General features: G+C 70.9%; 17 protein-coding genes. 12 read left to right on the top strand and 5 right to left on the bottom strand.

What is annotated here, in order from left to right; translation table 11 throughout:
- The first annotated feature begins 176 nt into the window (after positions 1-176).
- The 5 genes from OHA72_RS54700 (at position 177) to OHA72_RS54680 (ending at position 6,005) form a co-directional block, all read left to right on the top strand.
- Positions 177-2,234: a DNA gyrase/topoisomerase IV subunit B gene (locus OHA72_RS54700; RefSeq protein ID WP_327004024.1), complete on the top strand. Its 2,058-nt coding sequence runs from the start codon at positions 177-179 to the stop codon at positions 2,232-2,234.
- Between the two features lie 23 nt (positions 2,235-2,257).
- Positions 2,258-4,744, top strand: coding sequence for a DNA gyrase/topoisomerase IV subunit A (locus OHA72_RS54695; protein ID WP_327004023.1), 2,487 nt, complete (start codon positions 2,258-2,260; stop codon positions 4,742-4,744).
- Between the two features lie 373 nt (positions 4,745-5,117).
- Entirely contained in the window at positions 5,118-5,252 is a 135-nt protein-coding gene (locus OHA72_RS54690; RefSeq protein ID WP_327004022.1) for a hypothetical protein, read from the top strand.
- Positions 5,253-5,286: 34 nt separating this feature from the next.
- Positions 5,287-5,790 (top strand): DUF6232 family protein, encoded by a 504-nt coding sequence (locus OHA72_RS54685; RefSeq protein ID WP_327004021.1) that lies wholly within the window; start codon positions 5,287-5,289, stop codon positions 5,788-5,790.
- Positions 5,787-6,005 carry a hypothetical protein gene (locus tag OHA72_RS54680; RefSeq protein ID WP_327004020.1) on the top strand — a complete coding sequence of 73 codons (219 nt, stop codon included), beginning with the start codon at positions 5,787-5,789 and terminating at the stop codon, positions 6,003-6,005. Before OHA72_RS54685 ends, OHA72_RS54680 begins: the two co-directional genes overlap by 4 nt.
- Positions 6,006-6,178: 173 nt before the next feature.
- Here OHA72_RS54680 and OHA72_RS54675 read toward each other — a convergent pair whose 3' ends face one another.
- Positions 6,179-6,787, bottom strand: a complete 609-nt coding sequence (locus tag OHA72_RS54675; RefSeq protein WP_327004019.1) for a DUF4240 domain-containing protein — start codon at positions 6,785-6,787, stop codon at positions 6,179-6,181.
- An 85-nt stretch (positions 6,788-6,872) separates the two neighbouring features.
- Between OHA72_RS54675 and OHA72_RS54670 the strand changes: the two genes are divergently transcribed.
- From OHA72_RS54670 to OHA72_RS54660, 3 genes are read left to right on the top strand one after another with little or no spacing between them, the layout of a single operon-like run.
- Entirely contained in the window at positions 6,873-7,403 is a 531-nt protein-coding gene (locus tag OHA72_RS54670; RefSeq protein WP_327004018.1) for a PadR family transcriptional regulator, read from the top strand.
- Between the two features lie 2 nt (positions 7,404-7,405).
- Positions 7,406-8,083, top strand: coding sequence for an ABC transporter ATP-binding protein (locus tag OHA72_RS54665; protein ID WP_327011846.1), 678 nt, complete (start codon positions 7,406-7,408; stop codon positions 8,081-8,083).
- Positions 8,080-10,251 (top strand): ABC transporter permease, encoded by a 2,172-nt coding sequence (locus OHA72_RS54660; RefSeq protein ID WP_327004017.1) that lies wholly within the window; start codon positions 8,080-8,082, stop codon positions 10,249-10,251. The genes OHA72_RS54665 and OHA72_RS54660 overlap by 4 nt, the downstream gene beginning before the upstream one ends.
- A 150-nt stretch (positions 10,252-10,401) precedes the next feature.
- On the opposite strand, the gene OHA72_RS54655 is transcribed toward OHA72_RS54660, so the two are convergent.
- The 3 genes from OHA72_RS54655 to OHA72_RS54645 all read right to left on the bottom strand — a co-directional run bounded on the left by OHA72_RS54655 (position 10,402) and on the right by OHA72_RS54645 (position 13,968).
- Positions 10,402-12,381 (bottom strand): APC family permease, encoded by a 1,980-nt coding sequence (locus OHA72_RS54655; RefSeq protein ID WP_327004016.1) that lies wholly within the window; start codon positions 12,379-12,381, stop codon positions 10,402-10,404.
- The gene (locus OHA72_RS54650) at positions 12,382-13,437 is read right to left on the bottom strand and encodes a magnesium and cobalt transport protein CorA (RefSeq protein WP_442788788.1); all 1,056 of its coding nucleotides are present in this window, start codon (positions 13,435-13,437) and stop codon (positions 12,382-12,384) included.
- A 129-nt stretch (positions 13,438-13,566) separates the two neighbouring features.
- Positions 13,567-13,968, bottom strand: coding sequence for a hypothetical protein (locus OHA72_RS54645; protein WP_327004014.1), 402 nt, complete (start codon positions 13,966-13,968; stop codon positions 13,567-13,569).
- 68 nt (positions 13,969-14,036) lie between these two features.
- Between OHA72_RS54645 and OHA72_RS54640 the strand changes: the two genes are divergently transcribed.
- From OHA72_RS54640 to OHA72_RS54630, 3 genes are all read left to right on the top strand, one after another.
- Positions 14,037-14,741 (top strand): HAD family hydrolase, encoded by a 705-nt coding sequence (locus tag OHA72_RS54640; RefSeq protein ID WP_327004013.1) that lies wholly within the window; start codon positions 14,037-14,039, stop codon positions 14,739-14,741.
- 217 nt (positions 14,742-14,958) lie between these two features.
- On the top strand, positions 14,959-17,181 hold the full coding sequence (locus OHA72_RS54635; protein ID WP_327004012.1) for a M4 family metallopeptidase: 2,223 nt from the start codon (positions 14,959-14,961) through the stop codon (positions 17,179-17,181).
- A 133-nt stretch (positions 17,182-17,314) separates the two neighbouring features.
- The gene (locus OHA72_RS54630) at positions 17,315-17,647 is read left to right on the top strand and encodes an LppU/SCO3897 family protein (RefSeq protein ID WP_327004011.1); all 333 of its coding nucleotides are present in this window, start codon (positions 17,315-17,317) and stop codon (positions 17,645-17,647) included.
- A 162-nt stretch (positions 17,648-17,809) separates the two neighbouring features.
- On the opposite strand, the gene OHA72_RS54625 is transcribed toward OHA72_RS54630, so the two are convergent.
- Entirely contained in the window at positions 17,810-18,601 is a 792-nt protein-coding gene (locus OHA72_RS54625; protein WP_327004010.1) for a maleylpyruvate isomerase family mycothiol-dependent enzyme, read from the bottom strand.
- 128 nt (positions 18,602-18,729) lie between these two features.
- Here OHA72_RS54625 and OHA72_RS54620 point away from each other — a divergent pair, with 128 nt between their 5' ends.
- A complete protein-coding gene (locus OHA72_RS54620; protein WP_327004009.1) occupies positions 18,730-19,626 on the top strand; it encodes a phosphatase PAP2 family protein in 897 nt (298 codons plus the stop codon).
- Positions 19,627-19,657 lie beyond the last annotated feature (31 nt).

Genomic DNA, 19,657 nt, shown 5'->3' with positions numbered 1-19,657 from the left:
GACATCGGCGAGACCTGCCCGCACCTGAGGAGCAACCTTGCAGTTGGTTTTCCGGGTGCGGGTTTGCTTTTCACGACGCGGCGGGCACCACATCCGGCGAGGGTGCCACGGAATTGTCAGACCCTGCGGCTACGCTCGCGGGCAGCAGCGCACCAGGATCATTGGAGAGCATCGAGTTGACCGCACAACCCGAGACCTTGTACGGGGCTGACGACCTCACGCTCCTCGAAGGGCTGGACGCTGTCCGCAAGCGGCCCGGCATGTACATCGGCTCGACCGACAGCCGCGGCGTCGCTCACCTGTTCAACGAGATCGTCGACAACTCCACCGACGAGGGCATCGCGGGCTACGCGACCCGCGTCGAGGTGACCCTGCACGCCGACGGTTCCGTCCAGGTCGACGACGACGGCCGCGGCATCCCCGTCGACGTGCACGCGAAGTCGGGCATGTCGGGGGTCGAGCTGGTGCTGACGCGGCTGCACGCCGGTGGCAAGTTCGGCGGCTCCGGCTACAAGACCTCCGGCGGCCTGCACGGCGTCGGCGCGTCCGCGGTCAATGCGCTGTCGCACCGCTTCGACGTCACCGTGCGCCACAGCGGCAAGGTCCACCACATGGCCTTCCAGCACGGTGTCCCCGGCGACTTCGACGGTGCCGGCCCGGCCGCGCCGTTCACCCGCCGCTCGGGGCTCAGCGTCATCGGCCGGATGAAGCGGGGCCAGTCCACCGGCACCTCGATCCGTTACTGGCACGACGCCCGCTACTTCGAGACCGGCGCCACGCTCGACATCGAGACGGTCCGCACCAAGCTGCGCAACACCGCGTTCCTCGTCCCCGGCGTGGCCTATGTGCTCAAGGACGCGACCGGCGGGCAGATCGCCACCGAGACGTTCCAGTATCCCAACGGCCTCGCCGACATGGTGGAGTTCCTGGCGCCCTCCGGCGACCGGGCCGTCTGCGGCATGCTGCACATCACCGGCGAGGGCACCTACAAGGAGAATGCCGCCGACGAGAACGGCGTCATGAAGGCCAACGTCGAGCGCCGCGCCGAGATCGAGATCGCGCTGCGCTGGGGCACCGGCTATGAGCGCATCGTGGAGTCGTTCACCAACACGATCCGCAACGTGCACGGCGGCACGCACCGGCGCGGCTTCGAGCGCGGCGCGCTGCGGGCCCTCGCCGACGCGATCCGCAACACCCGCGGCCTGCTGCGGCCGAAGGAGGACCTGCCGACCCTCGACGACGTGCTGGAGGGCATGACCGCGGTCATCCACGTGCGCATCCCCGAGCCGCAGTTCACGTCGCAGACCAAGGACGAGCTGTCCACGGCGCCGGTCACCAGGGTCGTGCAGGCGATCGTCGAGCAGCAGGTGAAGGCGTGGGTCGAGGCCCGCAAGACCAAGGTCGAGGCCCGCACCGTCCTGCAGAAGATCGTCGACGCGGCGCGGGTGCGTCTCACGCAGAAGCAGCAGAAGGACGCCGCCCGGCGCAAGACCGCCCTGGAGGGCGCGTCGATGCCGGCGAAGCTCGTCGACTGCCGCTCCACCGGCGTGCAGCGCAGCGAGCTGTTCATCGTCGAGGGCGACAGCGCCCTCGGCACCGCCCGGATGGCCCGCTCCTCGGAGTATCAGGCGCTGCTGCCGATCCGCGGCAAGATCCTCAACGTGCAGAAGGCCAACATCCAGCAGGTCCTGGACAACGCCGAGTGCTCCGCGATCGTGCAGGTGCTCGGCGCCGGCTCCGGTCGCACGTTCGACCTCGAGGCGATGCGCTACGGGCGGATTCTGATCATGGCCGACGCCGACGTCGACGGCTCGCACATCCGCACCCTGCTCATCACGTTGTTCGCCAAGTACATGCGCCCGGCGATCGCCGACGGCCGGCTCTACGCGGCCGTGCCGCCACTGCACAAGATCGTCACCAAGGGCCGCAACTCGGAGACGATCTACACGTACACGCAGGCGGAGATGGTCAGCACCGTCACCCGGCTGGAGAAGGCCGGCAAGCAGGTCGTCACGCCGATCCCGCGGTTCAAGGGTCTCGGTGAGATGGACGCCGACGAGCTGTGGGACACCACGATGAATCCGGCGACCCGGGCCGTGCGGCGGATCACCCTCGACGACGTCGAGAAGGCCGAGGAGGTCCTCGAGCTGCTCATGGGTGAGCGGGTCGAGCCCCGTCGCAACTGGCTCATCGACGCCGCGCCGCGGGTCGACCAAGAGAACATCGACGCCTGAGTCAGGAAGGGTAGTCCGCCGACATGGCACGCAAGGCCACACCAATGAAGGCCGACCTGTCCGCTTTCGATCAGGCGGGCGCGCGGGTCCTCAACAACCCGCTCGTCACCGAGGTCGAGGACTCCTACCTGGAGTATGCGTATTCGGTCATCCACTCCCGCGCGCTGCCCGACGCGCGGGACGGCCTCAAGCCGGTGCACCGCCGGATCCTGTTCTCGATGAGCGAGCAGGGGCACCGCCCCGACCGTGGCCACGTCAAGTCGTCCCGCGTCGTCGGTGACGTCATGGGTAAGTACCACCCCCACGGCGACAGCGCGATCTACGACGCGATGGTCCGCATGGCGCAGGACTTCTCGCTCAACGTGCCGCTCATCGACGGCCACGGCAACTTCGGCTCCCCGGACGACGGGCCGGCCGCCTCCCGATACACCGAGGCGCGGATGTCCCGGGAGGCGATGCTGCTCGTCGGCGAGCTCGACGAGGGCACCGTGGACTTCCGGCCCAACTACGACGGCTCCCTCGAGGAGCCGTCGGTGCTGCCGGCCTCGTTCCCCAACCTGCTGGTCAACGGATCCTCGGGCATCGCCGTCGGCATGGCCACCAACATGATCCCGCACAACCTCGGCGAGGTCGTCGCCGCGGCCCGCTGGCTCATCAACCACCCGGCCGCCACCCTGGACAAGCTCATGGAGTTCGTCCCCGGCCCCGACCTGCCGACCGGCGGGCTGCTGCTCGGCCTCGACGAGGTCCGCCGCGCCTACGAGACCGGCCGCGGCGTCGTGCGCATGCGCGGCCGGATCGAGATCGGCCTGCTCGAGGGCAGCCGCGGCCGGCAGGCGATCACCGTCACCGAGCTGCCCTACGGCATCGGCGCCGAGAAGGTCATCGAGAAGATCACCGACGAGGTCAACAAGACCAAGCGCCTGCAGGGCATCGCCGACGTCAAGGACCTCACCGACCGGGAAAACGGGACCCGTCTCGTCATCGAGTGCAAGGTCGGCGTCAACCCGCAGGCACTGCTCGCCGACCTCTACCGGCTGACCCCGTTGGAGCAGTCCTTCGGCGTCAACAACCTCGTCCTCGTCGACGGCCAGCCGCAGACCCTCGGCCTCAAGCCGCTGCTCGAAGTGTTCCTGGCGCACCGCTACGAGGTCGTGACCCGGCGCACCGAGTTCCGCCGCAAGAAGCGCCAGGACCGGCTGCACCTCGTCGACGGCCTGCTCGTCGCGCTGCTGGACATCGACCGGGTCGTCGCCCTCATCCGCGCCAGCGAGAACGCGGCCGCCGCCAAGGCGTCGCTCATGAGCGAGTTCGGCCTCAGCGACATCCAGGCCACCTACATCCTCGACACCCCGCTGCGGCGCCTCACCCGCTACGACCGCATCGAGCTGGAGGCCGAGCAGGCCCGCCTCAACGAGGAGATCGCCGCGCTCAGCCAGATCCTCGACGACGAGAAGATCCTCAAGAAGGTCGTCTCCGACGAGCTCGCCGCCGTGGTCAAGGAGTTCGCCCAGCCGCGCCGCACCACCCTCATCGACGGCGACCTCAAGGAGGTCCTCGCCGCGTCCGTCCCCGCCGGCCCGCTCGAGGTGTCCGACGACCCGTGCCAGGTCCTGCTGTCCGCGACCGGCCTCGTCGCCCGCACCGCAGCCGAGTCGGAGGAGGCTCCCGAGGGCAACCGCAAGGCCGGCCGCGACAAGCACGACACCGTCCGCGCCGTCGTGCACACCACGGCCCGCGGCCAGGTCCTGCTCGTCACCAGCCTCGGCCGGGCGTTCAAGGTCGACGTCCTGCCCCTGCCGGTCCTGCCCGAGCAGGCCGGCACCGTCTCCCTGCGCGGCGGCATGTCCACCGCCGAGCTGGTCCCGCTCCAGGCCGGCGAGACCGTCGTCGCCCTCGCCCCGCTCGGCGGCCCCGGCGTCGAAGGCTCACCCGGCCTCGCGCTCGGCACCCGCAACGGCATGGTGAAGATCTGCGCCCCCGAGTGGCCCGTCCGCGCCGACGAGTTCGAGGTCATCGGCCTGCGCGAAGGCGACGAGGTCGTCGGCGCCACCTGGCTGGTCGACGGCGCCGAGACCCTCGCCTTCGTCACCTCCGACGCCTCCCTGCTGCGCTTCCCCGCCAAGCTGGTGCGCCCCCAGGGCCTCAAGGGCGGCGGCATGGCCGGCATCGCCCTCCCCGAGGGCGCCCAGGTCCTCTTCTTCGGCGCCGTCAACACCCACGACCCGCAGCACGGCGAGCCCATGGTCGTCACCGCCACCATCGGCAACGCCAAGATGACCCCGCTGCGCCTCTACCCGGCGAAGGGCCGCGCCACCGGCGGCGTCCGCGCCCAGCGCTTCCTCAAGGGCGAGACCCACCTGGTCCTCGCCTGGGTCGGCGCCCGCCCCGCCGCCTCCTCCACCAAGGGCGAGCCCCGCGACCTGCCCGCCCCCGACCAGCGCCGCGACGGCTCAGGCGCCCAGCTCCGCGCCCCGGAGATCGTCGGCCACCTCGTCGAGCGCGGCTGACCCCGCCACGACCAGCACGGCGAGCCGCCGCACCCACGATCCGCGGCGGCTCGCGCGAGGACACACGTCGCCCGCCCGCGCCCCACGGCCCCGCGACGGCGTGCGGGCAAGCCGCCTGCGCAGCGTCACCGGACCACCGTGCGGTGCCCGCGCGGCGCCACCGGGCCCGTGCGGTGCCCGCGCGGCGCACCGTGCCCGTGCGGTGCCCGCGCGGCGCCACCGTGCCCGTGCGGTGCCCGCGTGGCGCCACTGGGCCGCCGCGGCGGGGCACGGCGTCCGCCCACGCACTGAAGGACGCCATTGGGTCGCCCGGTGCATCGTGCCGCCGGCGTTCGCCGCGAAGTCGGAGCCACTGATGTAAAGGTGGAACGCCATGACTCGCAGTGATGATGTCTCCGGCATGACCCGGCACGCCCCCACGCATTACTCCCTGCACGGCGTCCTGGTCACATCAGAAGTCTTTGTCAGTGAGCTGGTCGATTTCTCATCAGGCATCTATCCGGGGTGACTCGCGGAGCAACGCCGCCGGATCGGTGGGCGTCGTGCTGCTGGCAGTCGCTCTGCTGCCGCTGGAGGGAGCCATTTTCTCCTATGTGCGATGCGGGCCACGTCAGCATGTGTTGTCGGCGGAGTACCAGGGCCGGCGGGTGACACTGTCCGTCACGCGTGACGCGGCAGAGTTCGGCCGCATCAGCCGTGCGCTGATGCGGGCGCTCGAATCGGGCCGGGACGGTCCTTCAGCCGGATTCGGCACCGCAACCGCGGATCGGTCTCCGACACCGTTCCAGTCCGCGACGCCGACGACCTCACCTGTCGGAGCCACCGGACCGCCAACCCGTCCCGCGGAGGCGCCGACCGAGCGACAGGACGCCCCCGCGACCGCCGATGCCCGGCCGCAGGATGCGCCGTCGATCGACTCCCTCGCCGTCGACGAGGCATCCGTGCCACCCGGACTGATCGACGAGGCGTTCGCCCGGTACGACGACCTGCTGTTGCGGGTCGGACCCCCGCCCGGTTGGCAGGCGAACGAGGGACGGGACCGATGACGACCGAGAGCGCTGAGCGGGCGGCGTGGAACTCGCTGGCGCCGTATGAGCGCGCGGCCGCCATGAAGAAGCACGCGCCCGAGATCGCCGAGGCCCTGCTCGCCGCGGCCAGGCAGAACATGGCCCACGACCGGAGAATCGCATGGGTGAATGTGATCTCTGGCGGTGTGAGCCGGGAACGCATCGGGCGGCAGGCCGGCACCGGACCGGAGTGAAACCGGCTCGTCGCGGTTGACGGCCAAGGGGCGGTGCCACCGGGTCGGGCGAGCGTGCCCTGGACTGCCGCAGGCAGCGCGCTCGTCCGCCGGGTGTGCTGCCGCCGGTCATGTGGGTGACGTGCGGCGAGATCCGGCGCGGCCGGGACGACTGAGCGGGCCGTGGGTGGTGGTCACGGTGCCGGCGGGGTGGGTGGATGGAAGTGGTCGTAGGTGCGTTGCGCTTCCGGGAACATCGCCGCGAGCCGGGGCAGCCGCCGTGGCGGGGACGGCGGTGTCGGCTCCGGCTCGTCGTCGACCTCGGCCGATATGCGGGCCGCGTGGTCGTAGAGGGCGTCCTCGTCGCCGGTGACCTGTCCGTAGGCGTCGGTGGTCGCGTACTGGAAGGCCTCCATCCGCAGGACGTGCTGGTCGACGTCGCCGGTGACGATGCCGCGGACCGCGGGGTGGTCGGCGAGGTGGTCCGGGTCCTGCAGGACGAGGTCGTACCAGTGGCGGCCCAGTCCGACGATGCCCGCGCGGAAGTCGCTGAAGCCGTCGTCGCCGCAGCCGTGCGTCAGCAGGAACGCGGCCTGGTAGACGTCGTCGCGGTCGAGGTGGCTGCGCAGTGAGGAGGACAGGACCTCGAACTCCGCGATCTTGTCGGCGCCCAGCTGGGCCAGCCGCGCGATCAGCGCGGTCGCCAGGGCGACGTCGAGGTCGTGCTCGCCCAGGCCCTTCCAGTCGACGGCCGCCTCGGCCCGGGCCGCCTCGATGATGTCCCAGCAGCGGTCGATGTCCACGGTGCGAATGCTCGCACGCGCCATAGGCACGCGTCGTCCGGTGACTATTCCCGCCGGGTATACCCACCGGGTATAGTCACGGAGCATGACGGTGTCGTACGCGTTGCTCGGGTTGTTGCAGGAGGCCGACCGGCACGGCTATGACCTCAAGCAGTCCTACGACCGGCGGTTCGGCGCCGTGCGGCCGGTGCGGTTCGGCCAGGTGTACCGGACGCTCGCGCAACTGCAGCGCGACGGTCTCGTCACGATCGCCGGTGTCGAGTCGGGGGCCGGGCCCGACCGCAAGCGCTACTCGATCACCGCGGAAGGGGTGACGGACTTGGAGCGCTGGTTGTCCGAGCCGGAGGAGCCGCAACCGCAGCTCCAGACGGTGCTGTTCCAGAAGGTTCTGCTGGCGTTGATGGCGGGGCGGCCCGCACTGGAGTACCTCGACACGCAACGCGAGGCGCACCTCAAGGTGATGCGGGAGCTCACGTCGGCGCGGCGCACCTCGTCGCTGCGTGACGGGCTGCTCATCGACTTCCAGCTGTTCCACATCGAGGCGGACCTGCGGTGGATCGACCACGCGGCCGGCCGCCTGGACCACTTCGCCGACGAGATGGAGGTCGGGCCGTGAGCATGTTGGTCGGGCGGGGACTGCACAAGGCGTTCGGGGCGACGCCGGCCCTGCGCGGGGTGGACGTCGAGGTCGCCGCGGGTGAGGTGCTCGCGGTGATGGGGGCGAGCGGCTCCGGGAAGTCCACGCTGCTGCACTGCCTCGCCGGCATCCTGCGGCCCGATGAAGGTGAGGTGGTCTTCGAGGGCCGGCACATCAACCGGATGCCGGACCGGCAGCGGAGCCGGCTGCGCAGGAGCGTGTTCGGCTACGTGTTCCAGTTCGGCCAGCTGGTGCCCGAGCTGCGGGTGCTGGAGAACATCGCGCTGCCGCTGCTGCTGGCCGGCAAGGGGCGGCGGGCCGCGCTGAGCGCCGCCGAGCAGTGGCTGCCGCGGCTGGGACTGGAGGACGTCGGGCAGCGGCTCGCCGGGGACGTCTCCGGTGGGCAGGGTCAGCGGGCGGCGATCGCCCGTGCGCTGATCGCCGGGCCGCGGGTGGTGTTCGCCGACGAGCCCACCGGCGCGCTGGACTCCGTCGCCGCCGACGAGGTGATGGAGCTGCTCGTCACGGCGGCGAAGGACGAGGGCGCCGGCGTCATCGTGGTCACGCACGAGGCGCGGGTCGCGGCGTACGCCGACCGGCAGGTCATCGTGCGGGACGGGCGGATCGTGCTGCCGGCATCCGTGTCGAGGTCGTCATGAACCTCCTGCTGGGCATCAGGATGGCGTTCGCCGGGGGGCGGGAGGCGGTCGCCCGCATGGCGTTGATGACGATCGGTGTCGCGGTCGGCGTGGTGCTGCTCCTGCTGAGCCTGACCGCGCTGCCCATCATGCAGCAGCACATCGACCGCTTGGCGTGGCACCGCACCGACGCGGCCAGCCCTGCGACCGCGCCCGACCCGGCGCTGTGGCTCGCCGTCACTGACCGGTACGCGGGCAGGGACGTCATCCGGGTGCACGTCGCTGTGCTGGGGGAGCACCCGCCGGTGCCGCCCGGCGTGGACCGGTTGCCGGGCCCGGGCGAGGTGGTGGTGTCGCCGGCGCTCGCCGAGCTGATGCGCAGCGTGCCCGCCGACCAGCTGGGCGACCGGTTCCCCGGGCGGGTCGTCGGCACGATCGGCGACGCCGGGCTCATCATGCCCGACGAACTGGTGGGCATCGTGGGGCGCACCCCGGAGCAGATGCGCGCCACCGCCAGCACGACCGTGATCCACGGCGTCGAGCAGCCGGGTGAGCGCCTCGACCTGTACGCCATCCTCGGCGTCCTCTTCGGGATGCTGGCCGCGCTCATCATCGGCCCCGTCGCGGTCTTCGTCTCCATGGCCGCCAGGGTCGGCGGCATCCGGCGCGAGCAGCGTTTCGCCGCGCTCCGGCTGGCCGGCGCGACCCGGCTGCAGACCGCGACGCTCGCCGCGACCGAGACGGCCGGCGCGGCGCTGGCCGGGATCGCGGTCGGCGGCGGGGCTTTCGCAGTGCTGCGGCCGGTCTTCGCGGAGGGCATCACGCTGGGCCATGGGATGCCGATCTTCCCGCAGGACATCCGGGTGCCGGTGGCGCCGATGGTGGTGGCGCTCATCGCGGTGTTCGTGCTCGCCGTCGGCACCGCGCTGGTGACGCTCACCGCGGTGCAGGCGATGCCGCTGGGCGTGTTCCGGCGCGGCCGGCGCAGAGCACCGCGGGCCTGGCGGCTGCTGCCCCTCGCCTTCGGGATCCTCGGTTCGTGGTACTCCGCCGAGCTGAGCAACGACGCCGACCAGGAGCCTCCCGTGTACGTGGGGTTGCTCGCCGCCGTCGCTTCGCTGTCCATGCTGGTGGGGTTCTTCCTGGTCGGGGCGTGGGCGTGTCACTGGGCGGCCCGTGGCCTGGCCCGGCTCAGCGCCGGCCCGACCACGCTGATGGTGGCGCGCCGGATCGCCGCGGACCCGTACAGCGCGTTCCGGTCCGTCAGCGGCGCCGCCCTGGCCGTCTACGTGGCGACCGGCATCGCCCTCGTCGCGGCGCAGGGCGAACCCGCCGCCGCGGACACCCCGTCGGTGCTGGACGGCGGGGTCGTCGCGGTCCACGTGCAGGGCGTGCCCGAGGAGCTCTTCGCCCCGCTGATGACCGGGGACGTGACGGTCGCCCGGCGCGACCCGTCCCGCCAGATCGTGATCGCGTGCGCCGACCTGGCCAGGGTGACGGACCTGGGCTGCCCGCTGCCTCGGTACGTCGAGGGTCCGACGGGCAACGAGGACCATCTCGCCCTGGAGGACCTGTTCGCGCTGCCGTACCCGGGGGCGAGCGGCGCCGATCACATCTTCGGCGCCAACGGTTTCGCCGAGCCGGGCCCGGACGCCGGTCAGCTGGCGATCCAGACGCTGTTCATCCCGACCGACGGCACCGTCGCGGCGCAGGAACGCATCCGCACCGTCGCCGCGGCCACGGTGCCGCTGTCGCGCAGCAAGACCAGCCAGGACCTGCCGCGGCGCAGCGCCGCCGGATCGGTCGGCGGCCTGGCGACCGTGGTGCCGTACGCCATGGTGTTCGTCCTGCTGGTCGCCGCGTGCAGCCTGACCGTGTCGGTGATCAACGGAGTGCTGGAGCGCCGCCGCCCGTTCGCGGTGCTGCGCGCGTCCGGCATGCGCCTGGGCCAGCTGCGCGGCGTCGTGATGCTGGAGATCGGGCTGCCGCTGGCGCTCAGCGTGCTCGGCGGCGTCGGGCTGGCGCTGGTGGGCACGCTGGTGGCGGTGCCGCCGGGGGAGTGGAACTGGCCGGGCACCGGCTTCTTCGCCGGCCTCGGCGCCGGGGCCCTCGCGGCGTTCGCGGTGTCCCTCGTCGCCCTGCCGTTCATGGACCTCGCGACAAGACACGACACCGTGCGCTTCGAGTGACCGTCTGACGGACCTGGCGACAAGACACGACACCGTGCGCTTCGAGTGACCGTCTGACGGACCTGGCGACAAGACACGACACCGTGCGCTTCGAGTGACCGTCTGACGGACCTGGCCACATGACACGACACCGTGCGCTTCGGGTGACCGTCAGCCGCCGACGTGGATCCCGGGACGCCGGGCGGGATCCGGCTCGGCGGAGCGGATGATCTCGCGGACGACCGGGGCGGTGTCGCCGCGGCCGAGGATGAGGTACCGGAAGAGGTGGCCGAGCGGGTTGCCCTCCGCCCAGGCGAAGTAGGCGTGCGGGCGGACCCCGGTCGCGTTGCGCAGGGCGAGGAGGATCGCGGCGATCGCGTTCGGCGCGGCCGGGCTCTCGGTGCGCAGGATGCGGTGGTTGCCGACCTGCACGCCGCGGACGTGCAGGGTGCCGCTGAAGGTCGACGGGTCGACGACGTTGACCTCGAGGAAGAGGATGTCGGCGGGGTCGGGGACCGGGTTGACGCCGCGCTGCTCGCGTTCCTTGTCCGCGTACTCCTCCTCGTCGCCCGACTCGCGGTGGGCGACGAGGTTGAGCTCGCCGTCGTACTCGATGGAGTCGGTGACGAAGCGGCGGGCGGTGTCGTCGAACTCGATGGCGTCGGCCCGCAGCTCGGTGGTGCGGGTGACCCGGGAGACGAGCGAGACCACGACGATGCCGGCGATGAAGATGCCGGAGATCGTGATGCCGTCGGGCTTCTCGATGACGTTGGCGGCCAGGGCGTACAGCAGGATCAGGGTCAGCACGGTGAACATGAGCGCGGCGCCGCGCTGGCCGGCGCGCGCGGCGGAGATGGTCACGGCGACCGCACCGGAGACCATCATGGCCAGGATGCCGGTCGCGTAGGCGCCGGCCTGCGCGTTGACGTCGGCGCCGAAGGCGATGGTGATGCCGATGCTGATCGCGGTGTAGACCAGCACGATGGGGCGCACGGCACGGCCCCAGTCGGGCGCCATGCCGTAGGACGGCAGGTAGCGGGGGATGATGTTGATCAGGCCGGCCATCGCCGAGGCGCCCGCGAACCACAGGATGAGGACGCTGGAGACGTCGTAGGCGGTGCCGAACATGTTGCCGAGCTTCTCGTGCGCGAGGAAGGCCAGGGCCCGGCCGTTCGCGGCGCCGCCCGGCTGGAACTCCTCGGCCGGGATGAGCACCGTGGTGATGAAGCTGGTCGCCACCAGGTACACCGACATGATGACGGCGGCCGTGGTGAGCAGCAGCTTCGTGTTGCGCAGCCGGGACTCGCGGCGCTGCTCGTCGGTCGTGCCGTCGGCGGCGATCAGGGGCATCATGCTGACCCCGGTCTCGAAGCCGGACAGGCCGAGCACCAGGGAGGGGAACGCGACCAGCGCGGGCAGGACCAGGCCGCCGAAGCCGCTGCCGTGCTCGGTGGTCAGCGCGTGCCGCCAGTGCTCCAGCGCGCCGGCGGTGGTGAAGACGTCGACCGTGCCGACGACCACGATGACGGCGTTGAGCAGCAGGAACACCGCGACGAGGGGGATGGCGACGGCGACGGCCTCGCTGAAGCCGAGCAGGAACACGCCGCCGAGGATGAGCAGCAGCACGACCGTGATGATGACCTCATGGCCGTGGATGAAGTCCGGGAAGACCGGGTTCTCGATCATGTGCACGGAGGCGTCGGCCGCCGACAGGGTGATCGTGATGATCCACGAGGTCGCAACGAAGCCGAGCAGCACCAGGACGAACAGCTTCCCGCGCCAGAACGGCAGGAGGTTCTCCAGCATCGCCACCGAGCCCTGCCCGTGCGGGCTCTCCCGGGCGACCCGCCGGTACATCGGCAGCATCCCCAGCAGGGTCAGCGCGACGATCAGCAGGGTCGCCAGCGGCGACAGGGCGCCCGCGGCGAGCGCGGCGATGGCCGGCAGGTAGGACAGGGTGGAGAAGTAGTCGACGCCGGTCAGCGACATGACCTTCCACCATGCCTGTGGCTTGGCGTGACCCTCCTGGGCCTCCGGGCCGATCGGCGCCACGCGGTGCGCCAGCAGCCACCGGCTGAGCGGGTTGCCGGGCGGGCTCGGCGGCGCCGGGCTGTCGACCTTCGCCGGCAGGAGGTATTCAGGTGAGGTCATCTACAGCCAACCGGATCGACGGAACGAGCGGTACAGGACCACCGAGCCGGCGGCCATGATCACAAGTATCAGGTAGAAGCCGTACTGCCACTGCAGTCCCGGGATGCGCTCGAAGTTCATGCCGTAGATCCCCGCGATGGCGGTCTGCAACGCGGCGATCGCGGCCCACGAGGCGATCTTGCGCATGTCGTTGTTCTGATCCAGGCCGACCTGGGCGAGGCGGGCCTGCAGGATCGAGTCGAGCAGCTCGTTGTCCGAGGCGACCCGGTCGACGACCTGGGTGAGCCGGCCCAGCAGGTCGGCGAAGTACTGCCGCAGCTGCGGCGGCAGCTCCACGATGGCCGGGTCGTTCATCCGCCGCAGCGGCGCCTGCAGCGGCAGCACCGCCCGCTTGAACTCGACCAGCTCACGCTTCAGCTGGTAGATCTGCTGCACGTCGCAGCCGCCGACGCGCAGGAACGCGGTCTGCTCCAGCTGCTCGACGTCCTGCTCCACGTCGGTCGAGACCTCGTGGTAGAGCTCGACCATCCGATCACACACCGCGTACGCGACCGACCACGGACCGTTGGTGAGCATGGCCGGGCGGTGTTCGAGCTGCTGGCGGACGTCGGCCAGGGCGCCGGCGCCACCGTGGCGGACGGACACGACGAAGTGCGCACCGATGAGCAACGTCACCGCGCCGGTGTCGACGACCTCGGACGTGGCGGTCAGCTCGGCGTGCTCGACGTACCTGGCGGTGCGCAACACCAGCATCGTCACGTCGCCGCGGCGCTCGACCGCGGGCCGGCGCTCCGCCGCGAGGGCCTTCTCGGCGGTGAGGTCGTCCAGGCCGAGCTCCTCGGCGACGGCGGCGAACTGCGCCCACGTCGGCTGGAACAGGCCCAGCCAGACGAAGCCGTTGCGCCTGCGGCGGGCCGCGGCGTACGCCTCGTGGAACGTCTGCCCGCCGGGCTGGCGCACGCCGCGCACGTAGAGCGCGCAGTCGACGACCGCGTCGTCCTGCGAGGCGTCGGCGAGCAGGTGGGGCAGCTCCTCCTCCGGCTGGAGGTGGCGCATCATCCGCCCGATCATCCGGCCGACCCGCCGGCCAACCTTGACCTGCTCCACCCTGGCTCCCTTCGCGCCGAGCATCACGCTCCGCGACACGCTACCGCGTTGATCGTGGAGGGGCCCGGCGTGCCGGGGTCAGCTGCCGGACAGTGCCCGGGCCGGCTCGTCGCTCTCGTCGAGCACGGCATAGAAGAGCGTGCCCAGCACGAGCAGCGTGCCGGCGAACACCTCCCAGCCGAGCGCGACCCCGGCGATCGTGACGACCACGCACTGCACGACCAGCGCCACGATCGTCCAGCGCCGGGCCGCACGCTGGCGCAGGGCGGCGACGAGCAGCCGTGCGCTCAGGGCGACCAGGAGCACGCCGAGGACGACGGCGGCGATGCGGATCGCGACCTGCGCGTGGCTGGGGTCGGCGCCGTTGAGCGACATCGAATACGCGCCGATCACCCCGCCGACCACGAACAGGGCGGCGCCGACGACCACGCCCTCGACGAGGATCCCGACCGCCGCGATGACCAGTGCCACCATTCGCATCCGGTCAAGTTACTCCCGGGTAGCTCAGGCTTCAAGACCCGTCTATGCGCGTCGTTAGGGTTGCGCTGATGCACACGCACATCCTGTTCGACTTCTTCGGCACCCTCGTCCGCTATGACGCGCGGCGGACCAGCCAGGGGTATCCGCGCTCGCACGCCGAGCTCGTGCGGCTGGGCGCCACGGTGTCCTACGCGGACTTCGTCGAGGGCTGGGACCGCACGTTCGCCGTCTTCGACCGCGGCAGTGAGCCCGAGGACCGCGAGTTCTCGATGACGCAGGTCGGCACGGCCTACCTCACCGAGGTCCTCGGGCGGGTCCCGGCGGCCGGCGACGTGGACGCGTTCATCCGGGGCTACCTCGCCGAGTGGAGCGCGGGTGTCTCCTACCCGGAGGGGGTCGTGGCGCTGGTGCGCTCGTTGTCGCGGGTGTACCGGCTGGCCGTCGTCACCAATACGCACCAGCCGGACCTGGTGCCCGGCCACCTCGCGGCGATGGGAGTCCTCGACGCGATGGACGCCGTGGTGACGTCGGTGGAGGTCGGCCGGCGCAAGCCGCACCCGGCGATCTACGCCGAGGCCGTCCAGCGGCTCGGGATCGAGCCCGGCGCCGCGATCTTCGTCGGCGACACGTACACCGCCGACTTCGCCGGGCCGGAGAAGTTCGGGATGACCGCGTACCTCATCGACCCGGCGGGCGTCGCCGACGTGCCCGGGGACCGCCGGCTGGGCTCGGTGCTGGACCTGGCCGCGAAGGTGCGGGCGTCCGCCCGGTAGCGGGCGCGGGCCGGCCGGGTCGAGCGCCGCGGCCGCCGCCGGGCGCTGCTGCGGGGTCAGCGCGCCCCGGTGCCGCAGCAGGTCAGTGTGATCCGCGCCCCAACGGGTGACGGCGGCGATGGTATGGACCAAGTGATATGGAAGGCGGTTGAAATCCCATTGCTATATGTACATGTGTGACTACCGTCACGGGACGTTCCACTGCCAGGGAGGCCGAGTGAAACGATCGATCGCCGCCGCCAGTGTATTGCTGCTCACCGGCGGCATGCTGGCCGCCATCGCGTCACCAGCGAGCGCTTCGCCCAGCACGCCAACCCCCTCGACACTGCAGGCGCACCGCGCCGACATCCGCGCCGCCGACAGCGAGGCCTACACGGTCACCAGCAGCAAGAAGGACGCCAACGGCGCCTCGCACACCCGCTACTCGCGCACGTATCACGGCCTGCGGGTCTACGGCGGTGACTTCGTCGTGCACGCCGCGCCGGACGGCACGTTCGCCGGCACCTCCGTCGGGCTGCACGCCCCGCTCACCGTCGGCACGACCGCCACGGTCTCCAAGACGGCCGGAGCGGCGAAGGCGAAGTCGGCGTTCAGCGGTTCGATCACCGCCGTCGGCAGCCCCGAGCTGTTCGTCGACGCCAGCGGTGGTACCGGCGTGCTGGCCTACGAGACCGTGATCAGCGGCTGGCAGAGCGACGGGCAGACCCCGTCGAAGCTGCACGTCATCACCGACGCGAACACCAACGCGGTCCGGGGCGCCTTCGACGAGATCGAGACCGTCAACGGCACCGGGAACAGCCTCTACTCGGGCACCGTGACCGTCGACACGACGCTGTCCGGCTCGACGTACTCGATGATCGACCCGTCCCACGGCAACGGCCGCACCTGCGACATGAACAACGGCACCAGCACCTGCACGACGTTCACCGACGCGGACAACGTGTGGGGCACCGGCGCGAACTCCAACCGGCAGTCCGCCGGCGCCGACGCGCACTACGGCGCGGCGCTCACGTTCGACTACTACAAGAACGTGCACGGCCGCAACGGCATCTTCGGCAACGGCCAGGGCGTGCCGAGCCGGGTCCACTACGGCAACGCGTACGTCAACGCGTTCTGGGACGGCGCGCAGATGACCTACGGCGACGGCTCCGGCAACAGCCGGCCCCTCGTCGCGATCGACGTCGCGGGTCACGAGATGAGCCACGGCGTCACCGAGGCCCTGGCGGGCCTGGTCTACTCCGGCGAGTCCGGCGGCCTGAACGAGGCCACCAGCGACATCTTCGGCTCGATGGTCGAGTTCTACGCCGGCAACACCAGCGACGCGGGTGACTACCTGATCGGCGAGAAGATCAACATCAACGGCAACGGTACGCCGCTGCGCTACATGTACAACCCCTCGCTCGACGGTTCGTCGGACAGCTGCTGGTCGACCAGCACGAAGAACAAGAACGTCCACTACTCCTCGGGTGTGGCCAACCACTTCTTCTTCGACCTGGCCGAGGGCACCGGCGCCACCGCGTTCGGCACCTCGCCGGTCTGCGGCTCCGCCCCCGCGGTCGTCGGCATCGGCCGGGCCAAGGCGGAGAAGATCTGGTACCGCGCGCTGGACGTGTACTTCACCTCCAGCACGTCGTACGTGAACACCAGCAACCCGGCCAACACCGCGCGGGCGTACTCGCTGCGCGCCGCGACCGACCTGCACGGCACCTGCTCCGTGGAGTACAAGGCCGTCCAGGCCGCGTGGACCGCGGTCAACGTCGCGGGCAACGACGCCGCCTGCCCGACCGGCAACGACTTCTCCCTCGCCGCCTCGCCGGCGAGCGGCGCGGTCAACCCGGGCAACTCGGTGACCAGCACGATCACCGCGACGCTCACCAACGGCTCGGCGCAGACCGTGGCGCTGACCGCGTCCGGCCTGCCGTCGGGTGCGACCGCCAGCTTCAGCCCGGCCTCGATCAGCTCGGCCGGCGGCACGTCCACGCTGACGATCGCGACCTCCGCGTCGACCCCGTCCGGCACATACGCGGTGACCGTCACGGGCACGGGCGCCAGCTCGACCCGGACCACCACGTTCAGCCTGACCGTCAACGGCGCGCCCGGCTGCACCGGCACCAACGGCAACGACGTGGCGATCCCGGACAACACCACGGTCACCAGCACGATCACGATCAGTGGCTGCGGCCGCAACGCCTCGGCCACCAGCTCGGTGAACGTGACGATCATCCACACCTACAAGGGTGACCTGGTGGTCGACGTGGTCGCGCCGGACGGCTCGGTCTACAACCTGCACAACCGCTCCGGAGGCAGCACCGACAACATCATCCAGACGTACACGGTGAACCTGTCCTCGGAGGCCGCCGACGGCACCTGGACCCTGCGGGTCCGGGACGCCGCCAGCCTCGATACGGGCCGGATCGACACCTGGACGCTCACCCTGTGACCGTCGCATAGGACCCACAACGGCGCAGGCGGGCATCGACCGGTCCGCCTGCGCCAATGTGAGACTGCGCCGTGATCAATTCGATACAACTGCGGGGCAACGCTGACGCTCCGTGACCTGTAGAAACGTCCGCATGTCCAAGCTTGTTAGGTTCGGTGTCTCCATCGTCGTGCTGATCGTCATCGCTGGGGTCGGGTGGTACTTCAGCCGCGACTCGGCGGCAAACGCCAAGGTCGGTGACTGCCTGCACGAGGTGTCGACGAACGAACTGAAGATCGTCGAATGTGGTGGCTCCGACGCGGACTACAGCGTCGTCGGCAAGGTCGGCAACCAGGACGCGTCGGTCGCCCGCGACCCCAACACGACGGTGTGCCAAGCGTTCCCCGACGCGACGGGCCTCTACTGGTGGGGCAAGAGCGGCAAGAAGGGCGACGTGCTCTGCTTCAAGGAGCTCAAGGCCGCCTGATCGGCTGATCGGATACGGCGGCACCGTCCGGCACGACAGCGCCGCCGAGCACGGCTCCACCCCTCATTTTCGTCCCCCTGCGACCCCGGCCCGGATCTCCGGTGCCGGGGTCGCTCTGTGCCCGGGGTCGCGCTGTGACGGCGGCCGGACCGCCGGCTGCGGTCAGTAACCGGGGAACACGGCGCGGAGGTCGTCGAGGCTGATCGGCCCCGTGATCTTCACGTCGGCCGGCGTGTACCGCTGCGACAGGCGACCGGCGGCGAGGCGCAGGAACGCCTCCAGCGTGATGCTGAGCTCGCCGTCCGGCGAGGACGGTGCCCCGATCAGCGTGACCGGGTCCGCCAGGCGCAGGCCGCGCTGCTCGCCGCGGTCGGTGAGCGTGACGAGCAGGTCGGCGGTGCGGCCGTCGAGGTAGGCCGGCTTCGCGATCCAGCCGAACAGCCCCTCGACCCGGTCGTCGATCAGGACGGCCGCCTCCGGGGCGAGCGTCGCCGACGGGTCGAGCGCGACCCGGACGTCCCAGTCGTGGTAGGCGAACTCGGTGAGCCGCAGCAGCGCCGACGTCGCCACGTCGACCGGCTCGGGCATCCAGCCGACGTCGATGCGGTGCTCGGCGCGCTGGGTGGCGTCGAAGGCCTCATACGCCTCGACCAGCCGCTGGTTGGCGATCGGAAACTCGACAGCGCGCTCGGCGGGGGTCATGCCGTCCCACCGGGCCCACACATCCTTGTTGAACTCGAACTCCGGTGCGGGCCGCCCCTCCAGGGAGGCGCGCACCGCCTCCAGGTTGATCTCGGCACCGCTGCCCAGGTGGCTGATCACCTGGGAGACGTCCCAATCGCTGGCCGCTGAAGGGCCAGTGAGCTGCTCGGATGTGAGCCCGCGGACGACGGCGGTGAGGTCCTCGTGCCCCTTGCGCAGGGCGGCGATCGCCTGGTCGGCTCGGCTGGTCATCGTGCTCCCTCAACCCTTGAACATCGACTATTTCCTTGAAGGATAAACAAGTTTGTGACGCAGGACATGGCGGGTCCTGTCCGATCGGCAATATTGCCGGGTTGGCAACATCAGGTACGTTGTCGATCGTGAACACGGGGCCGGGGTTGCGTGAACGGGACGACGCCGCCACGCGAACCACGTCCCAGAAGCGGACGCGGGTGCGCCCCCGCGCGTGGGCCGAGCTGCTGCTGGTCGTCGGACTGTTCCTCGCCTACAAGATGGGGCGGTTGCTCGTCGACGGCCGGGTCGGGCAGGCATACGAGAACGCGAAGCTCGTCTGGCACACCGAGCGGGCCCTGTGGCTGCCCGATGAGGTGGACCTGCAGCACCTGCTGCTCGCCTCCGATGCCGTCATCCGCTCCGCCAACGTCTACTACGCGGTCGTGCACTTCCCGGCGACGGTCGCCTTCCTGTTATTCATGTACATCTTCCGTCCCGCACACTACCTGCGGTTCCGGCGCATCCTCGCGTGGCTGACCGCGGCGGGTCTCGTGATGCACTTCGCGTTCCCGCTCGCCCCGCCCAGGATGCTGGCCGGGATCGGGATGGTCGACACCGCCGCGAAGTTCGGGCCTTCGGTGTACGGGCCGCCGCAGACCGACACGCTGAGCAACCAGTACGCGGCGATGCCGTCGCTGCATGTCGGCTGGGCCCTCGTGGTCGCCTGCGGGCTGATCGTCGCGACCCGCAGCCGGTGGCGCTGGCTGTGGCTGGCCCACCCGGTCATAACGACGGTCGTCGTCGTCGGCACCGCCAACCACTACTGGCTCGACGGCATCATCGCCGCGATCCTGGTCGGCGCGCTGATGCTGGCCGTCGGGCGCGCCCGCAGGCCCGCCGACGCGCCGCCGGCCAAGATCCCGGTGCAGCTGCGGCGCAACCTGGAGTACCTCGCCGTCGGCGAGGCCGCCTACCTGGCCACGCTCGGCGACACCATCACCGACAGCAGCGGCCAGCCGCAGAAGGTTGGAAAGCCGACCTGATCTTCTCAGGACGGGCGCGGCTGTTGTACCA

The sequence above is a fragment of the Dactylosporangium sp. NBC_01737 genome, assembly GCF_035963215.1.
Classification (GTDB): domain Bacteria; phylum Actinomycetota; class Actinomycetes; order Mycobacteriales; family Micromonosporaceae; genus Dactylosporangium.
This window is presented reverse-complemented; position numbering and strand designations above follow the sequence as displayed.